Annotated in this window: 23 protein-coding genes; 13 read left to right on the forward strand and 10 right to left on the reverse strand. The window is 69.6% G+C overall.

Features of this window, described 5'->3' with window-relative positions; translation table 11 throughout:
• Nucleotides 1-881 precede the first annotated feature (881 nt).
• The 8 genes from ABIC30_RS28420 to ABIC30_RS28455 all read left to right on the forward strand — a co-directional run bounded on the left by ABIC30_RS28420 (nucleotide 882) and on the right by ABIC30_RS28455 (nucleotide 5,296).
• On the forward strand, nucleotides 882-1,250 hold the full coding sequence (locus ABIC30_RS28420) for an SPW repeat protein (protein ID WP_238301173.1): 369 nt from the start codon (nucleotides 882-884) through the stop codon (nucleotides 1,248-1,250).
• Between the two features lie 94 nt (nucleotides 1,251-1,344).
• Nucleotides 1,345-1,569 (forward strand): hypothetical protein, encoded by a 225-nt coding sequence (locus tag ABIC30_RS28425; RefSeq protein ID WP_354456482.1) that lies wholly within the window; start codon nucleotides 1,345-1,347, stop codon nucleotides 1,567-1,569.
• 125 nt (nucleotides 1,570-1,694) lie between these two features.
• Entirely contained in the window at nucleotides 1,695-2,381 is a 687-nt protein-coding gene (locus ABIC30_RS28430; protein WP_354456483.1) for a helix-turn-helix domain-containing protein, read from the forward strand.
• Nucleotides 2,382-2,413: 32 nt separating this feature from the next.
• Nucleotides 2,414-2,761 (forward strand): DUF1476 domain-containing protein, encoded by a 348-nt coding sequence (locus ABIC30_RS28435; protein WP_238301170.1) that lies wholly within the window; start codon nucleotides 2,414-2,416, stop codon nucleotides 2,759-2,761.
• Between the two features lie 76 nt (nucleotides 2,762-2,837).
• The gene (locus ABIC30_RS28440) at nucleotides 2,838-3,488 is read left to right on the forward strand and encodes a BON domain-containing protein (RefSeq protein ID WP_234082837.1); all 651 of its coding nucleotides are present in this window, start codon (nucleotides 2,838-2,840) and stop codon (nucleotides 3,486-3,488) included.
• Between the two features lie 11 nt (nucleotides 3,489-3,499).
• A complete protein-coding gene (locus ABIC30_RS28445) occupies nucleotides 3,500-3,970 on the forward strand; it encodes a hypothetical protein (protein WP_354456484.1) in 471 nt (156 codons plus the stop codon).
• Nucleotides 3,971-3,973: 3 nt separating this feature from the next.
• On the forward strand, nucleotides 3,974-4,345 hold the full coding sequence (locus ABIC30_RS28450) for a hypothetical protein (protein WP_354456485.1): 372 nt from the start codon (nucleotides 3,974-3,976) through the stop codon (nucleotides 4,343-4,345).
• Nucleotides 4,346-4,414: 69 nt separating this feature from the next.
• Nucleotides 4,415-5,296, forward strand: a complete 882-nt coding sequence (locus tag ABIC30_RS28455) for a Crp/Fnr family transcriptional regulator (RefSeq protein WP_354456486.1) — start codon at nucleotides 4,415-4,417, stop codon at nucleotides 5,294-5,296.
• Between the two features lie 40 nt (nucleotides 5,297-5,336).
• Here the strand turns inward: ABIC30_RS28455 and ABIC30_RS28460 are convergent, their stop codons facing one another.
• Together ABIC30_RS28460 and ABIC30_RS28465 are read right to left on the reverse strand one after the other, a co-directional pair.
• Nucleotides 5,337-6,452, reverse strand: coding sequence for an acetate/propionate family kinase (locus tag ABIC30_RS28460; RefSeq protein WP_354456487.1), 1,116 nt, complete (start codon nucleotides 6,450-6,452; stop codon nucleotides 5,337-5,339).
• Nucleotides 6,453-6,461: 9 nt separating this feature from the next.
• Complete coding sequence (locus ABIC30_RS28465; RefSeq protein WP_354456488.1) at nucleotides 6,462-9,005, reverse strand: phosphoketolase family protein; 2,544 nt, start codon at nucleotides 9,003-9,005, stop codon at nucleotides 6,462-6,464.
• A 132-nt stretch (nucleotides 9,006-9,137) separates the two neighbouring features.
• On the opposite strand from ABIC30_RS28465, the gene ABIC30_RS28470 reads away from it, so the two are divergent.
• The 5 genes from ABIC30_RS28470 to ABIC30_RS28490 all read left to right on the forward strand — a co-directional run bounded on the left by ABIC30_RS28470 (nucleotide 9,138) and on the right by ABIC30_RS28490 (nucleotide 12,145).
• Nucleotides 9,138-9,338: a hypothetical protein gene (locus ABIC30_RS28470; protein WP_238301163.1), complete on the forward strand. Its 201-nt coding sequence runs from the start codon at nucleotides 9,138-9,140 to the stop codon at nucleotides 9,336-9,338.
• A gap of 26 nt (nucleotides 9,339-9,364) precedes the next feature.
• On the forward strand, nucleotides 9,365-10,012 hold the full coding sequence (locus ABIC30_RS28475) for a BON domain-containing protein (protein WP_354456489.1): 648 nt from the start codon (nucleotides 9,365-9,367) through the stop codon (nucleotides 10,010-10,012).
• A gap of 107 nt (nucleotides 10,013-10,119) precedes the next feature.
• Entirely contained in the window at nucleotides 10,120-10,935 is an 816-nt protein-coding gene (locus ABIC30_RS28480; protein WP_238301161.1) for a universal stress protein, read from the forward strand.
• Nucleotides 10,935-11,270: a c-type cytochrome gene (locus ABIC30_RS28485; protein ID WP_238301160.1), complete on the forward strand. Its 336-nt coding sequence runs from the start codon at nucleotides 10,935-10,937 to the stop codon at nucleotides 11,268-11,270. Before ABIC30_RS28480 ends, ABIC30_RS28485 begins: the two co-directional genes overlap by 1 nt.
• Before the next feature lie 14 nt (nucleotides 11,271-11,284).
• On the forward strand, nucleotides 11,285-12,145 hold the full coding sequence (locus ABIC30_RS28490) for a universal stress protein (RefSeq protein WP_354456490.1): 861 nt from the start codon (nucleotides 11,285-11,287) through the stop codon (nucleotides 12,143-12,145).
• 98 nt (nucleotides 12,146-12,243) lie between these two features.
• On the opposite strand, the gene ABIC30_RS28495 is transcribed toward ABIC30_RS28490, so the two are convergent.
• The 8 genes from ABIC30_RS28495 to ABIC30_RS28530 all read right to left on the reverse strand — a co-directional run bounded on the left by ABIC30_RS28495 (nucleotide 12,244) and on the right by ABIC30_RS28530 (nucleotide 20,980).
• Entirely contained in the window at nucleotides 12,244-13,359 is a 1,116-nt protein-coding gene (locus tag ABIC30_RS28495) for a tyrosine-type recombinase/integrase (RefSeq protein WP_354456491.1), read from the reverse strand.
• 128 nt (nucleotides 13,360-13,487) lie between these two features.
• Nucleotides 13,488-13,844 carry a helix-turn-helix domain-containing protein gene (locus tag ABIC30_RS28500; protein WP_354456492.1) on the reverse strand — a complete coding sequence of 119 codons (357 nt, stop codon included), beginning with the start codon at nucleotides 13,842-13,844 and terminating at the stop codon, nucleotides 13,488-13,490.
• A gap of 183 nt (nucleotides 13,845-14,027) precedes the next feature.
• Nucleotides 14,028-14,231 (reverse strand): hypothetical protein, encoded by a 204-nt coding sequence (locus ABIC30_RS28505; RefSeq protein WP_238301156.1) that lies wholly within the window; start codon nucleotides 14,229-14,231, stop codon nucleotides 14,028-14,030.
• Between the two features lie 881 nt (nucleotides 14,232-15,112).
• A complete protein-coding gene (locus ABIC30_RS28510) occupies nucleotides 15,113-15,358 on the reverse strand; it encodes a hypothetical protein (protein WP_354456493.1) in 246 nt (81 codons plus the stop codon).
• Nucleotides 15,351-17,372: an AAA family ATPase gene (locus tag ABIC30_RS28515; protein ID WP_354456494.1), complete on the reverse strand. Its 2,022-nt coding sequence runs from the start codon at nucleotides 17,370-17,372 to the stop codon at nucleotides 15,351-15,353. Before ABIC30_RS28515 ends, ABIC30_RS28510 begins: the two co-directional genes overlap by 8 nt.
• Nucleotides 17,373-17,528: 156 nt before the next feature.
• Nucleotides 17,529-17,798 (reverse strand): hypothetical protein, encoded by a 270-nt coding sequence (locus ABIC30_RS28520; RefSeq protein ID WP_354456495.1) that lies wholly within the window; start codon nucleotides 17,796-17,798, stop codon nucleotides 17,529-17,531.
• 370 nt (nucleotides 17,799-18,168) lie between these two features.
• Nucleotides 18,169-19,671, reverse strand: coding sequence for an argonaute/piwi family protein (locus tag ABIC30_RS28525; protein ID WP_354456496.1), 1,503 nt, complete (start codon nucleotides 19,669-19,671; stop codon nucleotides 18,169-18,171).
• Entirely contained in the window at nucleotides 19,655-20,980 is a 1,326-nt protein-coding gene (locus ABIC30_RS28530) for a DUF4365 domain-containing protein (protein WP_238301988.1), read from the reverse strand. Before ABIC30_RS28530 ends, ABIC30_RS28525 begins: the two co-directional genes overlap by 17 nt.
• Nucleotides 20,981-21,065: the final 85 nt, after the last annotated feature.

The raw sequence follows: 21,065 nt of genomic DNA on the forward strand, positions 1-21,065 counted from the left end.
CGAGGCGGAGGCACGCTATTATGCCCAGGCCGAGGTCCAAGCCTTGGCCGCCTGAGCCAAACCAAACGGCCTCCGGAAAACCCGGGGCGATTCAAAGTCTTCACTGGAACCGGAAGTGGGTCCGCGTCATGGCTTGATCCTGCGTGCAGCCAGCAAACTCGGACGGCGCCGGCCGCCCCCAGCGGGGGCAGATGGCTAGCGATGCGGGAGGCAGGCCCTTCGATTTCCGCCAAGCCCGGCCGCTCCCGCCAGCCATGCGTTCGCCGACGGCAACACCGTCACGAGCGGTGGCCCTCACAAGCTTCGTCTTGAAACGCTGACAGGATGCACGGGCTATCGCGGCGGGAGCGGGAGCAAGGCCATGACCGCTTCCCGGGCGCCCCGACGATATGCCTGTCACCGACTTTGGTTTGGAGCGGACCCGGGCATAGGTTCGAGCCGTCAGGTTTCCGCCACCGGCATGCTCCCGGCCTGATCCACGCGTCCTCGGTGCTGGTCGGCTTGCGTCAGATCAAGGTCGCTCGGCGGCATTTGCGTCAACCTGTTAGCCAGCCGGAACGGGGAAGGCGCACGCGGTCCCCTCTACGTGGGCCCTGGGCCGTTCCGCGTAAGCCGCCGCGCCCGCGAAGTCCCGCGGCGGGCTGCACGGGTAGGTGCCGAAAATCGTGGGCATGATCACGGGCGCGCCGGAACGCCGGCTTCACGCAGGTCGAGAAGCTGCGGGATGGGATGACGGACACCCCTCGCCCTCCTTGAGCCACATCAAGGCTTCGATGCGACTTTGCCGGATGCTCGGCGTCAGGAGGTGGCAGGCCGTCTGCCGCCAAGGGCCCGGCATTCGGCGTCCCCGGCTCCGGTGCCCCCGTTCCAAGGAGGCGACGATGCGGACCATCGAGAACCGGATGGAGGACATGATCCCGAACGCGCTGAACGCGCTGCTGGGCGTCGCGCTCCTCATGGCGCCCTGGTACCTGGGACTCGGCAGCGAGACCGCAGCGGCGCGCAATGCCTTCGTCTGCGGCGGCGCCATCACCGTCGTCGCGGCGCTCGCCCTCGCCAAGTCCTACGACTGGGAGGAATACATCAACCTCGCCGCCGGCCTCTGGGTGTCCATCGCCCCGTGGGCGCTCGGCTTCGCGGACCTGCGGTACCCGGTGTGGCTGCACGTGGGCATCGGGCTCGCAGTGGCCGTCCTCGCCGCGTTCGAGCTCTGGCGGCTTTTCGTTTCGCCCCTGGCGCGTTCGGTCTGAGGCATCTTTCATCGCCGGAGGGGCCGCGGAAGCCCATCGCTTGGCCGCGGCCCCTCCCAGGACCATCGGACCAACCGCGTTCCGGAGCGGCGCGATGCCTCTCGACCCCCTGGCGATCCTCGTGGCGTCGTCGTTCACCGCCGGCTGCGTCGCCATTCACGCCCTCAGGCGTCGCGCCGACTCCGTGACGCTGGTTCTGGGCGTCGTGGCCTATGGGCTTGCCACGGCCCTGTGCTCGCTGGCCGCCGGCCGCGACGGTCTCTTCGTGATGCACGACCCGGTCCACGCATGGGGCCTCGTGTCGGCCGTGGGCCGCTGAAGGTGCGTGGGCGGGACCTACGTAATTGCCCTTAAGCGGACCTGCTTAAGCGACCGACCGGAATTTTTCATGACGCCCGGCCCCGGCAATCTCCCGCCATCCGATTTCGGACGAGGAGAGATGCGATGGCCGCCGAGATCACCCTGTCCCCGACCTCGCCCTCGACCGCGAACGTCATCGTCGGCGGCAAACCCGGTACCGCCCTTTTCGCCGGCTGCCCCGAGCTCATCGGCACCCCGTTCGCCTATGACCGCGAGGAAGAGATCTACGGCGAGGGCGAGGAAGCCGAGTTCGTCTACAAGGTCGTCCGCGGCGCGGTGCGCACCCACAAGGTCCTGAACGACGGGCGGCGCCAGATCACCGGCTTCCACCTGCCCGGCGACCTGTTCGGCCTGGAGCAGGGCGAGACGCATCGGCACACAGCCGAGGCCCTGTCGCACACCCAGGTGCTGATCTTCCGCCGGCGCGGGATCGAACGCGCCGCGGCCCGCAGCGCCGAGGTGGCCTGCCAGCTCTGGACCATGGCGGCGAGCGGCCTTCGCTACGCCCAGGACCACATGCTGCTGCTCGGTCGGCGTTCGGCGGTGGAGCGCGTCGCGACCTTCCTGATGGAGGTCGACGAGCGTCTCGGCGGCACGGGCACCTTCGCGCTGCCGATGACCCGACGCGACATCGCGGATCATCTCGGCCTGACCATCGAGACCGTGTCGCGGACCTTCTCGCAACTGGAGGAGGACGGGGCGCTGCTTCGCGCGGGCGGGCGTCAGGTCAGCCTCCGACGCGCCCGGCTCCGACGCGTTGTCGAGGATTAAAGACAGCCCAAGCCGGTATCGGGGAGGAGACCATGGCCACGACATTCGACGAGCGCGAGCGGGCCTACGAGCAACGTTTCGTCCTGGAGGAGGAGGCGCGCTTCCACACCCGCAACAGGCGCAACCGGCTCCTGGCTAGCTGGGCCTGCGAACGGATGGCCCTGAGCGGGCCGGCGGCCGAAGCGTACGTCACCGCCTTCACGGATTGTGCCGTCGTGGCCGACGACGAGACGATGATCACCCGGCTCCAATCGGACCTGGCGGCCGCGGGCATCGGGGCGACGCTTCCGCACCTGCGGAAGGAGACGGAGCGCTGCGCCGCACTGGCTAGGGCCGAGCGCCGCGTGGGTGTTGCGCTGGATCAAGGCTCCTCCGTCTAGGCCGGGTAGGATCACCCGGCCGCAGCCCACCACGCCATCCGGCATGAACGGGAGAGAGGCCATGAGGAGAAGCGCCATGACCGACAAGGACCTGCGCCGCGACGTTCTCGACGAGCTCGATTTCGACCCAAGCCTCGACGCGGGCGACATCGGCGTCGCCGTCTCGGACGGCGTCGTGACGCTCACCGGCCACGTCGGCAGCTACGCCGAGAAGGTCGAGGCCGAGCGCGCCGTCCGGCGCGTCCGGGGCGTGCGAGCCATCGCCCAGGAGATCCAGGTCCGATACGCGGACGCGAAGAAGGTCGCCGACGACCAGATCGCCGCGCGGGCGCTGGCCATCATCGACTGGTCCGTCCACCTGCCGAAGCGGGCCATCCAGGTGACGGTCGCCGGTGGCTGGGTCACCCTCACCGGCGCGGTTCACTGGCAGTACCAGTCGGCGGGCGCCGAGGCGGCGGTCCGCAAGCTCACCGGTGTGCACGGGGTGACGAACCACATCGAGGTCAGGCCCGAGGCCCGCCCGGATGCGGTCAAGGACAAGATCCTGGAGGCGTTCCGGCGCAGCGTCATGTTCGAGGCGGACGGGATCAAGGTCACCGTCACGGGCGACAAGGTCACGCTGGAGGGGGCGGTGTCGGCCTGGACGGAGCGCGACGCCGCCGAGCGCGCGGCCTGGTCGGTGCCGGGCGTCCGCGCCGTCGAGGACCGCATCGTCGCCCTGAGTTGAGGAGGACCACCATGTCCGTAGAGATGCACGGGACCGATGCCGTCGCACCGCCGCTCGGGCCGCGGCCCGAGACCGGGGCTGCCCCGGCCGCGATGTTTCGCGTGACCCTGACACTGGCGCGCTGCCCGGAGCATCCGGACGGCAGCGTAGGGCGGGGCTACCAGATCGTTGCTCCGCTCGGACCGGACGGGCGCCTCGACGCGTCGCTCTGGCGCGAGACCCGGGACCACTGCCGGGTGCGGCGCTTCTGGGTCGGCGAGCGCGACCGCCATGGCCGGCTCGTCCACCGCGCCGGCGGAGAGGGCGGGGCGACCTGGCTGATCGACTATGCCGACTGGACGAACGAGGACGACGAGCCCGGTTACCACCTTGGCACACACGCGTTCGTCGAGGGCGAGTACGTCTCGATCCGCGATGCCGGCGACGAGACCTACCGCACCTTCCGGGTGTCCCGCGTCAGCCGCGTCGAGGCGGGGGCTTAGGCCATGAGGCAGGCATCGACGACCCTTCCGTCCCACCCTCCGCGCTCGGATTTCGAGCTCGCGGAGAATGCCCTGCTGACGCTGTGGCGCACCTTCTGGCTCGACCTCCCGCTCGCCTGGGCGGGCGAAGTCGACCGCTTCCTGTATCGATGGGTGCAACCGGTCGATATGGGCGACTGCCTCTTCGGCCTCGACGTCGGTCACGGGGACGGCGAATGCGGGGTCGAGGACGGCGAGCGCGAACGACCGCCGGGTGGGAGCCAGGACCGGTGTCGTCGCCCTTCCGCCACCGACCGTCAGGCCGACCCGCGGGGAATGCCGCCGGACCGGGTTCGTGCCAGGCGGGGCGGACGGTGGTCCGAACCAATTTTTTGATTCACCGCAAAGCGGGGCCGCATCGAGCCAGCAACCTGTCTTCCGTTCCGTGGAACTAGGGGGCGCATCATGTCCATGGCCGACGGGGAGATACGTTCGAGGACGAACCAACCGAATGCCTACGACCGGCGCGAGCCACCTCCCGGCCCGACGTATTCATCGACGCCGCCGCGAGGGCCGCAACCGGGCAATGGGAAGACCGTTCGCGGTCCGATCCATGCGTCAGGCGTGGACTGGACCTTAACCCTCAGGCGCAAGCTGGATCGGTCCGGTGTTCCGGCCCACGAGGCCGATGCCCTCGCCGCGTCCGTGTCACGGGTCGTCACGGTCGAGGCCGACCGGGAGATCGTGCGCGAGGACGACGAACCGGCCGAATGCCGGCTCCTCCTGGATGGCTGGACCTGCCGGTACATCCCCCTGGAGACCGCCCGGCCCCAGATCCTCGCCCTGCAGCTTCCCGGGGATTTCCTGGACCTGCAGGGCCTCGTCCGTCGGCGGGTGGATCACGTGGTCGCCTCGCTCACGCCCTGTCGCGTCGCGGTCATCCCGCACGATGCCTTGCGGGACCTCATAGAGCGGCATTCCGGCATCGGCCGCATGGTGCATCTCGAAACGGCGGTCGAGCTGGCCACCGCCCGCCGCTGGCTCCTGAACGCAGCCCACCGCCCAGCGTACGAAGGGTTCGCGCACCTGATTTGCGAACTCTTCACGCGGGCGGCGGCCGCCGGCATCGCCGAGGCGTCCCGGTTTCCCATGCCGTTGACGCAGGCGGAATTCGGCAGCGCCATGGGCCTGACGTCGGTCCACGCGAACCGCACCCTGAAGAGGCTTCGCCAGGCCGGGCTGGTCTCGTGGCGATGCCGGTGGATGACCATCGAGGATTGGGACGGGCTGGCCGAGGTCGCCGAGTTCGATCCCGCTTACCTGAAGGGCGAACACCCGACGTCCTGACCGGCAAGTCTCGCAGTGGCTTGCCCGGCGACAGGCGCGCTCAGGTCAGGGCGAGCGCTTCGGTCACCGACAGGGCGATCTCGCGCTCCTCGTTCGCGGGCACGATGCGGATCGTGACCGCCGAGCCGGGCGCCTCGATCCTCGCCTCGCCGCCGGCATTGGCCACGTCGTCGAGCGCGACGCCCGTGAATGCAAGCCCGCGACAGACCGCGACGCGGACCTGCGCGGAATGCTCGCCGATGCCGCCGGTGAAGACGACGGCGTCGACCCCGCCGAGTGCGGCGATGAGGGAGCCCGCTTCCCGCACGATCCGGTAAGCGAACAGGTCCAGGGCCTCACGCGCTCCCGGCGCGTCGCTCGCCTCTAGGACCCGCACGTCGTCGCTGATACCGGAGACGCCGAGAAGGCCCGACCGCTCGTTCAGGAGCTCGGCCACCGCGTCGGGCGACAGGCCACGCTCCCGGATCAGGTGCAGCACGAGGCCGGGGTCGACCGCCCCGCTGCGGGTGCCCATCATCACCCCGTCGAGCGTCGTGAAGCCCATCGTCGTGGCGACGCTGCGCCCGTCCTGGATCGCGCACAGGCTCGCCCCGTGCCCGAGATGGGCGGCCAGTACCCGCCCTGTCGGATAGCTTCGGGCGAGATGGGCGTAGGACAGCCCGTGGAAGCCGAAGCGCACGAGCCCCTCACCGATGAGGGCGCGCGGCAGCGGGTAGAGTTGGGCGAGCCGATCCTGCGTCCTGTGGAAGGCCGTATCGAAACAGGCGACCTGCGGCAGGCGCGGCCACGTCTCCCCGACCGCCCGGATGCAGGCCAGGGCCTGCGGCTGGTGCGCCGGTGCCAGCGGCACCAGTCCCTTCAACGTGACCATGACGTCCGCATCGAGGCGGACCGGCGATGCGTGGCGCAGCCCGCCATGGACGACGCGGTGACCGGCCGCCGTCGGCGCATAGGGCAGTCGGTCGAACAGCCAGCGGGCGACGGTCGCGTGATCACCCGGCGGTGGCCGTTCGCCGACCACCGGCTCGCCATCGACCGACAGCTTCGGGTCCGTCCCGGTGCCGGCGACGTGGGCGCGCCAGACCGGTGCGACGACGCCGGGCCGGAACAGGGCACAGCGCAGGCTGGACGATCCGGCGTTGAGAACGAGGATCATCGTGCGCTCTCAGGTGACGACCGTCCAACCGTCCACGGTGCCCGACCGGCCGGGCTCGTCCGCGTCGGTCGGGCCGCACTGCATGATGTCACCCTCGATCCGGCGGTCGTGGTCCTCGGGCGCGTGCCGTCCCGACCAGGTCCAGTCCCGCACCTCCGGCAGGTCATCGCCTGTCCGGCGGACGTGCTTGCGATGGGCGGCCAACGCGTCCCGGAGCGCCTCCTCGGCATGCGCGGCGCGGGCGCCCAGTCGTGCCACGGACCGGATCGCGGCCTGGGCGAGGTGGAACCGGTCGAGCCGGTTCAGCACGCACATGTCGAAGGGCGTCGTCGTCGTGCCCTCCTCGATGAAGCCGTGGACGTGGAAGTTTCCGTGGTTCGTACGCTTGTAGGTCAGCCTGTGGATCAGCCACGGATAGCCGTGGTAGGCGAACACCACCGGCCGGTCGCGCGTGAACAGGCTGTCGAAGGTCGGGTCGTCTAGCCCGTGCGGGTGCGTCCCGGGCGCCGGCAGCGTCATCAGGTCGACCACGTTGACGACCCGGACCCGCATCTCCGGGACGTGCCGGCGCAGCCAGTCCACCGCGGCGAGCGTCTCCTGGGTCGGGACGTCGCCAGCGCAGGCCATCACCACGTCGGGCTCCGCCTCGCCCTCGTTCGAGGCCCATTCCCAGGTCCCGACGCCGGCGGCGCAGTGCCGGACGGCCTCGTCCAGGCTCAGCCACTGCAGGGCGGGCTGCTTACCGGCCACGACGACGTTGATGCGGTCGTGGGTCCGCAGGCAGTGGTCCATGGCGCAGAGAAGCGTGTTCGCGTCCGGCGGCAGGTAGATCCGCGCCGTGTCCCCGCGCTTGTTCGCCACGAAGTCGATGAAGCCCGGGTCCTGGTGGCTGAAGCCGTTGTGGTCCTGCCGCCAGACGTGGGACGAGAGTAGGATGTTCAGGGACGGGACCGGCCGGCGCCAGGGCAGGTCGCGCGAGGACTTCAGCCACTTGGCGTGCTGGTTCACCATGGAATCGACGACGTGGGCGAAGGCCTCGTAGGTGGCGAACAGGCCGTGCCGCCCGGTCAGCACGTAACCCTCCAGCCAGCCCTCGCAGAGGTGTTCGCTCAGCACCTCCATGACTCGGCCGTCGCGCCGGAGGTGGTCGTCGCCGGGAACGATCTCCTCCTGCCAGGCCCGGCCGGTCACCTCGAAGACCGCGTCGAGGCGGTTCGAGGCGGTCTCGTCCGGCCCCATCAGGCGGAAGTTCCGGCTCCGCGCGTTCAGCGTCATCACCTCCCGAAGGTAGGTCCCGAGCGCGCGGGTGGCCTCGCCCCTGGTGCGGCCGGGTTCCGGCACGGCAACGGCGACGCGGCCTAGGTCCGGTAGGCGTAGCGGGGCGCTCCCGTGCGCGTTGGCGTGCGGGTTGGCCGATATGCGCCGCGCTCCTTTGGGCGGAAGTGTCGCGAGGTCGGGTACGAGCGAGCCGTCCTCGGCGAACAACTCCTCCGGCCTGTAGGAGCGCAGCCAAGCCTCTAGGATCGCGCGGTGCTCCGCGTCATCCCGCACGGCCGCCACGGGCACTTGGTGCGAGCGCCAGGTGCCCTCGACGGGCTTGCCGTCCACCCGGTCCGGCCCCGTCCAGCCCTTGGGGCTGCGCAGCACGATCATGGGCCACCGCGGACGCCCTGGCTCGCCGCGGACGGCGCGCCTGCGGATCTCCGCGATGGCGTCGAAGGACGCATCGAGGGCGGTGGCCATGGCTTGGTGCATCGGGGCCGGCTCGTCGCCCTCGACGAAGGTCGGCTCGTAGCCGTAGCCGACGAGGAGGCTGCGCAACTCGGCCCCGGGCATGCGCGCGAGGAGCGTCGGGTTGGCGATCTTGTAGCCGTTGAGGTGCAGGATCGGCAGCACGGTACCGTCCGTCATCGGGTCCAGGAACTTGTTCGAGTGCCAGGAGGCGGCGAGCGGCCCGGTCTCGGCCTCGCCGTCGCCGACCACGCAGGCGACGGTGAGGCCGGGATTGTCGAGGGCTGCCCCGAACGCGTGAGCCAAGGAATAGCCGAGCTCGCCGCCCTCGTGGATGGAGCCCGGCAGCTCCGGCGAGGCGTGGCTCGGGATGCCCCCGGGAAACGAGAACTGCCGGAACAGGCGCGCCAAGCCGTCGAGGTCCCGGGCGACGTCGGGGTAGATCTCGCTGTAGGTGCCCTCCAGGTACGCGTTCGCCACGAGCCCCGGCGCGCCGTGACCCGGTCCCCAGACCGCGATCATGTCGAGATCGCGCTGGCTGATGACCCGGTTCAGGTGCGCGTAGATGAAGTTGAGGCCTGGCGTCGTGCCCCAGTGGCCGAGGAGCCGCGGCTTGACGTGCTCGGGTTGCAGCGGCTCGCGCAGGAGCGGGTTGGCCATGAGGTAGATCTGGCCGACCGACAGGTAGTTCGCGGCCCGCCAGTAGGCGTCGATCCTCCGGAGGCTGTCAGGTCCGAGCGGTCCCGGCACGAACGTCGGCGCACGCCGGTCGCCTCGATGTCCGCCTTCTTGGCGCTCCCTCGTTCCGTGCGTCGCGTCCATGCCGGCCTCCCGGGGGTGTTCATCCCGGCGTAGACCGTGCCGGCGGACCGGACCGGCGGCGTTGAGGTGGATCAAAGCGCGCCCGGCGAGGGCCGGCAGGATGTCCCCCGTCAGGCAAGACGGGAGCGAACGATGACCCTGGTGCTTCGAACCACCCAAATCCGGACGGTACGCCGCGTGCGGGTACCGGTCGGACTGGCGCCGCTGAACGACGCGGGCCGACGGGTCGTCACCGATGGCTACCGCTACCGGAGCATCGGAAGCCTGCAGGCCCTGGCCCTGGCCATTGCGGCGTCGGCGGTGACGCCGGCGCTGCTTTGGCTCGCCCTCTGAACCCCGACGGAGCGAGGAGACCGGCGATGGACGACATCACCGTGCACCGGCACGTGCTCGACGAGTTGGAGTACGCCCCGATGATCGACGCGGCGCAGATCGGCGTCACGGTCGAGAACGGCATCGTGACGCTGACCGGGCATGTCCGGAACTACGCCGAGAAGGGCATCGCCGAACGCGTCACGCTCCGGATCCGAGGCGTACGCGGCGTGGTAGAGCGGATCACGGTCCGTTACCCTGACGACCCGGCCGTCGGCGACGAGGCCTTGGCCGAACGCTGCGCCCGGGTCATCGAGTGGGACGCGCGCGTCCCCCGGGACTCGGTCACGCTCAAGGTCGAGAAGGGCTGCGTCACGCTGCAGGGATGCGTGCCGTACTACCATCAGAAGGCGGCCGTCGATAAGGCGCTGCGGCGGCTGGCCGGCGTCACCGACATCGTCAACCTCATCGCGGTGAAGCCGCCGGCACGCGCCGCCGAGGTGAAGGACAGGATCCTCGCGGCCCTGCGGCGCAGCGCCCGGGACCCGGACACGATCCGCGTGCACGTCGACGGCGACAAGGTCACCCTCGACGGGTGCGTCGATGTCTGGCGCGAGCGCGAACTCGCCGAGCGGGCCGCGTGGTCGGCCCCGGGGGTCCGGGCCGTCGACGACCGCCTGACGCTCGCCTGCTGAGGTTGGCCTGCTGCCGGTCGCGCTGCTTGAGATGGATCAAGGCCGGCGCCTCGGACCAGGGCCACGCTACCCGAATGGAGCCGGATTTCCGGCGGCGGGAGACGGTCATGAAGATCTCCAACATCATGGTCTCGGTCGACCTCGGGGCCGCGGCGGCGGACCGCGTCCAACTGGCGGCGAGCCTCGCCGAGCGTTGCGAGGCCACGCTGATCGGCGTCGCGGCGCGCCCGGTCCTGGCTCCCATGCCGGTCGGCGACATGATCGAGGTCGAGCGCGTCTGGGCCATCGAGGAGCGCCTGGCGGACGAGCAGATCGCGGCGGCCAAGGCCCTGTTCGAGCGCGAGGCCGGGGCGGCGCACAGGACTGACTGGCGCTCGGCCCCGACCAGCCCCCTGGCCTACCTCGCCGCGCAGGCACGCGCCGCGGACATCGTCATCGTCGGACGGCACGGTCCCGCGGACGGCGACCCGGGTCCGATGGGCGTGCCGGCCGGGGCACTCCTGATGGAGGTCGGGCGTCCGGTCCTGATCGCGCCGCCGGGCGTGGAAAGCCTCGCGGCGAAGCGGGTCGTCGTTGCCTGGAAGGACACGCGCGAGGCGCGCCGGGCCGTCCACGACGCGTTACCGTTCCTGACCCGGGCGGACGAGGTCCACGTGGCGGTCGTGGGCCCCGGGGCCGACGACGAGGGCGCCGAGGACGTCACCGCCTACCTCTCCGGCCATGGCGTCACCGTCACGACGCACCTGCTGCACAAGCCGGAGATCGGCGCCGCGGACGAGATCCTTCGGTTCGCCCGGCGCGAGGACGCCGACCTGATCGTGATGGGCGCCTACGGGCATAGCCGCCTACGCGAGTGGGTCTTCGGGGGGGCCACCCGCGACGTCCTGACGACGACGCCCGTCTGCTGCCTGATGAGCCACTGATGCGCTTGGCAACCACCCTTCCGGCGGGCACCCTGGCGCTGCTCGCCATCCTTCATCCGACTCATGCCGCCTTGGCCTGGGACCGGCAGGTCAAGCAGGGCGAGACGCTCGCCAGGACCAACTGCGCCCGCTGCCACGCCGTCGGGCGGGCCGGCGCGAGCCCCCTGCGGGTAGCGCCGCCCTTCCGCGAGTTGCACACGCGCTACCCCGTCGAGGACCTCGGCGAGGCGCTCGCGGAGGGCATCCGCACGGGCCACCCCAGCATGCCGGAGTTCCGGTTCGACCCGGACGAGGCCGAGGCCCTGATCGCCTACCTCAAAAGCCTCGAACGCTGAGCGAGGAGACCCCGATGTTCCTGCGCTGCCTCCTTGTCCCCACCGCTCCGGGCATCGACCCGACCAAACGGCTCGATGCGGCCCTGAGGCTCGGTCGGCCGCTGCACGCGCATATCGGCGTCAGCTTCATGGCGCCGGGCCCGGAGCACGTGCTCGCCGGGATGGCGGGCCTCGTGCCGATGGATTGCGCGACCATCGAGGCCATCGAGCGGGGCGTGCGGGAGTCCGCGGCCGAGGCTCAGGCGGCCTTGCGCGCGTGGTGCGCCCGCGAGGGGGTGGCATTCGAGATGTCGGGCGGGCGGCTGGACGCCACCTTCGCAACATGGACCGAACTTTCGGGCGAGGTCGAGCCGCTCCTGACCCTGGCGGGCCGCGTCAGCGACCTCGTCATCGTCGACCGGCCCGACCCGGCGCATCCGTTCACCGGGCGGGCGCTCGACACGGCGCTGTTCTCGGTGGGGCGCCCGACGCTGATGGTCGGCGAGACCGTCCCGTACGACCTGCTGGACCACGTCATGATCGCCTGGAACGGTAGCCTGGAAGCGACGCGCCTGATCGGGCAGTCCATCACGCTGCTGCACGAGGCCGCCCGGGTCACCGTGGTCCACGCGCGGACCGAGCGCTTCGAGGAGGCGCGGGCGGCGGACCTGTGCGGATACCTGCGCTGGCACGGCATCGTGGCGGAAGCCGTCACCCTCGACGTCGGGGACGGGCCCTCGGTCGGCGCCGCCATCCTGGCCGAGGCGGGGCGGCGGGACGCCTCGATGTTGGCGCTGGGGGCCTACACCCATAGCCGCGTGCGCGAGTTCCTGCTCGGCGGCGTCACCCGCCACGCCATGGAGCATGCCCGCATCCCGGTGCTCATGGCGCACTGAGCCCGGCTTCGGCAGCGGTGCCCGCATCCGGAGTGGGGAACGGAAGAAGCCGCCCCCGGGTCGGGGGCGGCTCGCGGTCGTGTCGGCGGATGGGCGTATCAGTGGACGGTCTGTCGGGCCAGGGCCCGTTCCCGCATGACCTGCCGGGCATACGCGGTTGCGATCATCCGGAGCTCGACGTCATCCGGGATCACGTGGACGTAGTACCGTCGCGTCAGCTCGATGCTGGAGTGGCCGAGGAACTTCGAGACCGCCGCGATGTCGCCGGTCGCCCGGTACATCCGCTCGCCCGCCGTGCGGCGCAGGTCGTGCAAGGTCAGGTTCTCGATCCGGGCCAAGCGGAGGATGCGCTTGAACTGATGCAACGACGATCCGTAGCTGATCGGAACCCGGCGTCCTGTGAACTCCCCGCGCAGAACGGCGCATTGCCAGACGAATTCAGGGTGTCCGTCCTCGGCCGCGGCGTCGAGGAGGGCCCGGATGTCGTCGGTGATCACCACCTCGTGGTCCTTTCCGCCCTTCATCCTGACCCGGATGACGTTGGCCTCGTAGTCGACCTGGCTCCAGCGGATCAGCGCATCCCTGCGGCGCAAGCCGGTCAGCAGGATGAACAGGATGAAGGGCCAGAAGTCGGCGGCCCACTTCTCGAAGGCCAACTCCTCGGCCACCGTCATCGTCCTGACCCGCCGCCGCTCCGGCGCCAGGTGCGACGTCCACTTCGGCTCGTCGGGCAACCGCACCTTCCATGTCTTGGCTCGCGAGAGCAGCGCACGGAGGCGCTTGACGACGCAGCAGTTGACGGTCGTCTTCGAGACGAACTCTTCTTCCTCGCGACCGTACTTGCGCTCCCCGCCGCGCAGGGCGACGAGTTGTGCGAGCATGTCGTCGTCGATCTCGTACAGCAGGGTATTCGGCCCGATGTTGTCCACCAACCAATCGAAGTTGCTCTCGTAGTCCCCTGAGTTCACGTAGCCGTCGCCGACCTCGCGCATGTAGCGGGTGACGGCATCGATGAGGGTCATCTCCCCCGCGGGGTTGGAGGCCGCCTTCTTGATCTTCTCGACCTCGCTCTCCTTCCACCGGCGGGCGAACGAGATGGCTTCCTTCTTGGAGGCCAGCTTCGTCGAGCCGTTGAAGCGGTTACCCGCGACGGTGAAGGAGCAGTAGTAGAACTTGGAGTTTTGCGGCTTCCAGACGCCATGGCTCTCTGACATGTCTTCGTCCCTCTTTCGCTGGATTGATGGGTTTCGGGTTTGCTGACGCGAATGATTTTGGAAATTGAAGGGGTGAGGTCGGGGGCTGGTGGCCCCCGGGGGAGCGGGCGGAATTCCCGGGGCATGGCTCAGGGCTTCCGGCGGGCCAGCCGGGCTGCGCGCCGCTCGGCGTAGCCGGGGTTGGCCGAGGGGGTCTTCGTCCGCCCGGCCAGCGCGTTGGGGAAAGGCGCCACCTTCTTCACCGCGATCCGTTGGCGCTTCACGAAGCCTTCCAGGTCGTCGGGCAGGACGCGCAGGCTGCGACGTACGTCTCCCCGTCCGACGTTGATGACGACGAGGCTGCCGTCGTCGACGTGTCCCTGGACGAGGCGCGGGCAGATGCCGAGCCGCTCGGCGACCTCCTGCAAGGTCAGTGCGCCCTGCAACAGCAGCGCGGTCTCCCCGGCCTCGGCCGGTTGGTCCTCATGGTCGTGGATACGCAACATCACGTCCTCTTTCGAAGCTGCGGAAAGGTCTCGGAGGGGGCGGATCGGCCGACACGAGGCATGGGTGTCCGGCCGGGCTACCGGGGGTAGCCGCGCCTCTTCGACGTTCCTGGTTGGAGGTTGGGTCTCAGGCCGGTCGGGAGTGGTGACCCGGCCTACGAGGCGGCGTCGGCCAGCCTCGGCTCAGTCGTTCGGTTTGGTCCCCGCGGACCGGATACGCGCGGCATGGACGGCACGGTCAATCATGTCGGCCTCGTCCGTGGGGAACAGCGTCGTTCCGGCGTCGGGCCGCGTGATCTCCACCAGAACCAAGGCGAACTCGTCCGTCGGGTTGAGACCGTCGACCGTCACCGCCGCCGACGCGCCGGCATCTACGACGCCCTGCATCAGCCGTCGGATGAGGGCCAGCCGCGCCGGGCTCGACGCATTTCGGTCGCCCCCTCCTGTGGATCCCGGGGATCCGATGCCCCCGGCGCTGGAAGCGCGTTGCCTTACGTGCCTGCTCATCTTACCGAGTCCTTCTCTCTGCTGGTTTCGACCCGGACGTCATGCCGGATCGACTTCTCTGCGGGTGGTGGCCCGGGCGTAATAGACCCGGGGTTGAAGTGTTTGCTGACGTCGCCCGGGCTTAACGCACCCGGGTCTGAACTCTGCGGGCGGGGCTTCTTTTGAAGTCCCGCCCGCCCCTTGGGGCCCCGGCCCGGAAGCCTCTCGGCGGCGACATCCGCCGAGGGGCTTCCTTTTGCCCGGGCCGTGTGCCCGGGCGGCGAGCCCGACCGGGGCCTGCTTGTTTCCGTCGAGGTGGCGTCTGCCGCTCGGCGTTGCATTCTGATGCCGCAAGTCGACCCGAAGTACAACGCCTCGTATTCGGCCGGTCCGGCGGCGAAACGCGAGTCCCGAGAGTCGCTTAACCTAGAATTTTTCAAGGGTTGGACGGGTTTTTGAGGGGCAAACTACATCAAGGATACTTGCCTCAGTCCTTATGATTTCGACCTCAAGGATTGAATAGGCAATTCAATGAGCGCCCGGAACGGGAGTCGCCGGAAGCCAGCTGGCGGTAAGGGATTTTCCGGCGGAAGGCCCGTCGACATCCAGGGTCCTTCGCGACCCTGGGCTATCCTTGCGCCGGCTCGGTCCAGGCTCCGGGGCCGCTTGACGGCCTTGCCGCCTTTTTGGGCATCCGCGGCTGTCAATGGCCCGGGATTCACCCCCGGAAACGATGTGGACTTATCCACAGAAAGCGCTTCCGGGGGTCGTTCCGTCCCATTTCAGGATCCATCCCGGGCGTCGGTCGGGGACGGGCACGCCCCCGGCACGCGGCCTCGGGCGAACGGAACCACGTTGCCGGGGCGCCCGGCCCAGGCCGTTCTCCGAGCTTCCTCCTCAAGGAGCGCCACCGCGATCTCGCCGGCGACGTTCTCAAGGAGGTCGTCGAGGCGCTCCGGCCCGAGCGACCGGGCGGCTTGAACGAGGGCAACGACGGTTGCCCCCAGGCGCGCATCCACGTCACGCATCGCGCGCCTCCTTGGGCAGGGCGCCGCCCGAGGCGGGAATGCAGTCGGCGACGATGTGACGGACTTCGTCGCCGGACAGCACGCGCGAGCGCACGAGGCGGGCGGCGACCGCGTCGATGGTCGCGGCGTTTTCCCGGACGAGCCGGTCGGCCCGCGCCTGCAGCGCGGACAGGTCGGCTTCGATGCGACGCCTGAAGACCTCGTCCGTCCGGGCGAGCCGCATCGCCTCGTCCTCGTCCCCGAGCCACGCGAGGCTTCCGCCGAGACCGTAGGATGCATGCGCGGCGGCGACGAGCCGCGTCGCGGCCGCGAGGTCCGAGCCGGGCTGGCCCGCCGATCCACTGTGGACGCTGCCCCAGAGGGCATCGGCCGCCCGGCCTGCCAGAAGCGTCACCACGAAGTCGTCGAGATCCCGCCTGCTGACGTTGGACCTGCGGCGAACCCGGCTGCGCGTAAGACCGGCGTAGGGACCGTTGGGCACCGTCGAGACGGTCTCGACCTCGGAACTGCCGGTCACCAGCCCGATCACGCAGTGGCTTGCCTCATGTCGTGCCACCCCGAGGATCTCGTCGGCGTCGCGCGTGTCCGGAGGGGCGACCTGCGCCACGAGGTCGGCGCGGGTCATCGGCCGGCCCGCGGCCCGGGCCGCGCCGCGGGCCCGCTTCGCCCACCCGGCGATTTCCGCCCCCGTGGCGCCGGCGCCGATTGCGGCGACCGGCCCGAGGTCGACGTCCCGCAGGTCACCCATCAAGTGCTGGCGCAAGATGCCCGCGGTGGCGACCGTGTCGGGTCGCTCGATCCGGACGATCCGGTTGAGGCGGCCCGGACGCACCAACGCCTCGTCGAGCCGTTCCGGAAAATTGGTCGCGCCGATGATGATCAGCGACGAGGTCGCCCCCGACATCGCAGAGTCCAGGGCCGTGAGGATATGCGAGGTCAAAGCGACCCAATATTCGCGATTTCTTTGATCTACTGTCGATCTGTTAGGAATTGAGTCAATTTCCTCAAGTAGTAAGACGGCATGTCCAGCGGCGGATGCCTGGCCGATGACCGTGTCTACTTGGCGAATGATCTCGTTGAGGTATCCACCCGTGGAGGCGAACCAGGACGAGACGCTCGTCGAGAAAAGAGGCAATCTCAGCGACTTCGCTACGCTTCTCGCGAAAGTGGACTTGCCCACGCCGGGGTCGCCGGAAAGCACAATGTTCCTGTCCTCGATGCTACTCCAAGGACGAAGTCCGGATCTATACTCCTGCATCGCCGCGACCAGCCCGAGTGCCCAGGCCTTCGCGCCGCCCTCGTCATAGCCGTGGCATTGCTCGATGGGCGGCACGTCGGCGACGCCGGGGTCGACGACGATCAAGGCGCGCGACGCCGCCTCGATGCGGCGGACGCAGGCCCGGCCGGACGTTCCGCGGCGGATGCAGCCCGCCAGGGTGGCGAACGACAGCCCGGACGCGATGCCGGCCGGGATCGGCCCGGGCCGGGAGCCGGTCGCGAGCCGGATGGTCGAGCGGAGCGCCCGGGGGCTCGGCGTCTTCAGGTCGATCCTGATGTCCGCCAGGGCGACGAGATTGGCGGGAAGGTAACGCTCCGGGGCATGGCTTACCCCGACGACGCCGTTGCCGGCTCCGAGGGCTTCGGCGACGTCGCCACAACCGTTCTCTGGCTTCTCCTGCCGGCTGGACCCATTTCTCTTGATCACCTCGCACCAAGCGCCAAGCTTCCGCACGGCGTGGGTGACCGGCTCGACCCAGTCGGGGCCGGGCACGGAGACGACGACGGCAAGGCCATCGGGCTTGGCCATGCGCTTGAGGTCCGCGGGCCGCACAGCATCCTGGAGCATCGCCATCGCCAGCAGGGTGCTGACGCGGGCGGTCCGGGCGACACCGAGCATCTGCTCGGTGTCCTGCGCCGGAAGGAACTCGTCCAACATGTCGGGTTCGGACGGTGCCGCAGCGGCAGGGGCGAGGCGCTTGGGCGGCTGGGGCTTGCGAAAGGGCTTCTTGGACATGGGCTGCCTCCGGCGCGAGGCGGCCGCGCGCTCAGGGGCGCGCCGGTCGGGCCTCGCGGCATGATCGGGAAGGGGTGGTTGCGTCGGGCCCGGCGGCGGCGCGGCCGGGCGGCCTGGCTATGAGGCGCAGGGGCATCGTCTCGCTCCTCAGGCTTGTCACGGCTCGATGCTCTCGTCGAAGGGCTCGGCCCCGGTCCGCTGGGTCCAGGACATCACGCGGGCGTCGCCCGGCCTTGGGCCGCCGGTGCGCTCGGCGAGGTGTTCCGCGTGGCGCTCGGCCTCGCTCAGGACCGCGGCGCCAAGGGCGACGCGAAGCGCGGACGCGACCCGGCAGAGCGACGCACGTCCCATCTCGGCGCGGCAGGTCGCCAACTGCTCGAAGATCTGGCCGACGATCCTGTCGGGGTCATGGAAGTCGGGTGACATATCGGCTGCCTCGGTCGAGGCGGCCGGGCGCGTTCGCGCGCCGGTCAGGCCCCGGTGGTTCTCGGACGGTTATCGGCGACGGGTCGGCCTGGAGCGGCACGCATTCCGCGCGCCGGCCCGAGCCGGTCATCGGCCTTTCGTTTCGGGCGGGCGGGGCGGATCATCGTCGGGGATTTCCCTGTTTCGGCCCTGGAAAGCCCGGGGCGGAAGGCATCGGCGCCGTGGCGCAGGCAAACCCTTCCAGCTCGGTTAACGCAGGTCAACCTTCGAGCCTGGGCGACGGTGCAAAAACGCGTCGACCCTGGGGATCCCGGGGACAAGGCCCAGGCATTTGCGCGCGGCGGGACCGATGTTCGGCCCCCGTGTCCGATCACATGTAGAACCGATACCGGGGATCGGGGACCTGGCCCTCGCCGACGTGCTTGAGGATCTCCCCGACTTGCCGGGCGGCACGCATCGTGATGGGCAGCCCCCCGTCGAACTGGGTGTTGTTCCAGTTCATCTTGGTCAGCGCCAAGGTCTCCTTCAGGAGCATGTCCCACTCTGTCCTGTCGCGCCGGTGGGCCTTCAGCATCAACGGGTTCGGGACGTAGAGCCCGGGGTATGTCGCGAAGAAGTCGACGCTGCCGCGGGTGTAGAGCAACGAGGTGTCCCTATCGAGCCGCATCGCCGTACCACGCAGGGGTGGATAGTCACCGTCGCGCATGAGCCGGACGGGCGACCGGCGCGGGAGCCAGATCAGGTCCGCCTGGTCGATCCCGAGGTCATCGATGGCAGCCTCGAAGCCGGCGGCCTCCTCCGGGTGGAAGGGAGAGCTCTTGTGCACGACGAGGCGGGCCGGGAACGTGCCCCATTCGCGCTTGTAGGTGCCGAGGGAGTTCTTCGTCAGCGCGTAAGCATCCTCCTCGGAGAGGTAGGGATGCCTGTCGTTCTTGTCCCGTAGGGCCCGGCCTCCCTTGAGGATCAGGCCCTCGCCACGCTCGTCGAACAGTTGGGCCGAACTCGTCCGCAACGAGGTTCGTCCGAGGTCCTCGAAGAAGCTGATCCCGAGGAAGGTCGCCGAGAACTCGTCGCGCTCGCGCACCATCCGCCAAGGCGTGCCCCCGGCCTTGTAGTAGAGCGCGCAGAACAGGTTCCAGGCCCTGGTGGCCTCATCCTGCACCCTCCGCGCGGAAAGCTTCGCCAGCTTCCGCTTGATCACGGCCCGCTCGTCGTACGTGGATGGCCAGACGATCTGGATCGGAATCCTGTAGGCGAGCGTCGCGGCCTTCAGGGCGCCCCGGAAATCCTCGTAGAGACGGGTGTCCTCGGTGTCGTTCCCGGCCTCGCCCTCGCCTTCCTCGCCCCTGGGGCCGACCTCGCCGTCCTCGGGGCCGCGAAGGTTCTTCACCCGCTCGATCAGCTCCACCGGCAACGCGCAGACGACGACCTGGGGCGGCCGGTCCGACTCGGAGAGGTCGCGGATCTCCTCCACGAACAGTTCGACCGCGAGGCGGATGGCGACGTCGTCCCGCTCCTCGCCGGTGACCTTGGCCAGGCTGGCGGCCCGGAGGATACGTTGGTGATGCCGGTCGATCTCGAACCAGCACCGGAACGGTCCGGTGACGCCGCTGCCAGGGAAGGACGGGAACAGGTTGGGCTGCCGGCTCGGCTTGGCCGGGATCTCGCTCTCGCAGCGGGCGAACCATTCCCGGAAGCCGTCGACGGTCTCGGACGAGCCGATCAGGCCGACGCGGACCGTCCGGGTTTCGTTCGTCGAGAAGTCGACCGGACCATGGTCCACGAGGCCGAAGCGCACGTCCGGGTGCCGACCGTCCCCTCCGAACTCCAGCAGCGGCTCGTGGACGTGCTGCAGCCTAAAGGTCGAGCTCACGCTGGCCTGCCTTTCGAGCCTTGCTCATGTCCGGGTCCTCGCGCTCCGACCAGAGGTCGTCCGGCACGCCGTAGGGATGGCGCAGCGGGTCGAGCGCCTCGAAGCTGAGGTAGGGGTATTCTGCGTGGAGCATGTCGCCCCGCTCGGTGAGCAGGGCGCGCCACATGCGCATGTGCCCGCGCACGTTGGAGTTCCGCTCGATCTCCTTGATCTTCTTCAGGTAGTCGGAGGCGAAGGCGCTCTCGGAGAAACCGTCCCGCGTGAAGTGATAGGTGGGATCGACCGCGAGGTACCACTCGCCGTCCAGGTCGAGGAAACGCGGGACGAACGCCGCGTGCCGCAGGTACGAGGCGCCGGTCTTCTCCCGGTTGAGCCCGTGCCGGGAGACGACGGTCCGCTTGCCGTCGCCGCGCGCGTCCTTGAACGTGTAGACGCGCTCGCCCCTCCGCTGGGGGTTGCCCTTGAAGAAGTAGTACCTGCGGTCCCGGTCGAACACGAGGCGCTCGCGTATCCGTTCACCGAGGCAAAGGCCGAGCAGGCGCACGAACAGACGCTTGCTCGCCTCTCCGTCGGCCTCGGCCCAGTCCAGCGTCTCGATCTGGTCGACGCTGCCTTGGTCGCAGGCGTGCTCGAACAGCGGGTCCTCCAGGTCGCGGAAGGTCACCAGCCGGTCGCCGTCCACGATCCAGTCGATGGGCGGCCGCTCCAGCTTACGCTTGAGCGCGTCCCGGACCTCACCGGGGCCGTCCTCGATGGACGCGACGTTGAGGCGATACGGGAAGCTGGCCCGCAGCAGGTTGGTTTCGAGTTCCTCCTCGGAACGCATCGACGGCGTGACGACGCCCGGGCGTGCGAAGCCCGCGACGAGTGCGGCGAGCTTGCCCACGGCGTCGGGGGTGAGCTCGTCCTCCTGGCGGACGAAGACGACCTTCCTGGAGCGCTTACGGTCGGGGTCCTGGAAATAGGCCTGGACGGACTTCCAGCAGATGAGTTCGGTCGCCGGATTGACCACCACGAGGATGACCGGCGTGTTGGCGTTGAACCAGTAGTCGAGGTCGCGCTCGTTGGCCTTGAACGAGAAGGTCTCGCCGTTGTCCTCGGCGAGCCTGCTTACCGTCTTGAGCTGGGCGGCGACGTACTGGGCCCTCACCTCTCCCGTCTCCGGGTCGCGCAACTCGATGAAGCCGTCGACGCCCGCATCGAGGGTGCCGGTCGTCGGATGGAAGGAAAGCCCGGCATCGAGGATGCGGGTCGCGAAGCGATGGACCCCGGCTTCGCCGAGCAATTGGTTCCCGGTGAGCTTCTTCAAGAACCAGCCTACCGTGCGTCACGCGAACCGCTCCGAACAGGTGTACCGCATTTGTTCGCCGCGCACGAGCCGCCCCTTCACGGCA

Origin of the sequence: Methylobacterium sp. 1030 (assembly GCF_040544715.1) — a bacterium.
GTDB lineage: Bacteria > Pseudomonadota > Alphaproteobacteria > Rhizobiales > Beijerinckiaceae > Methylobacterium.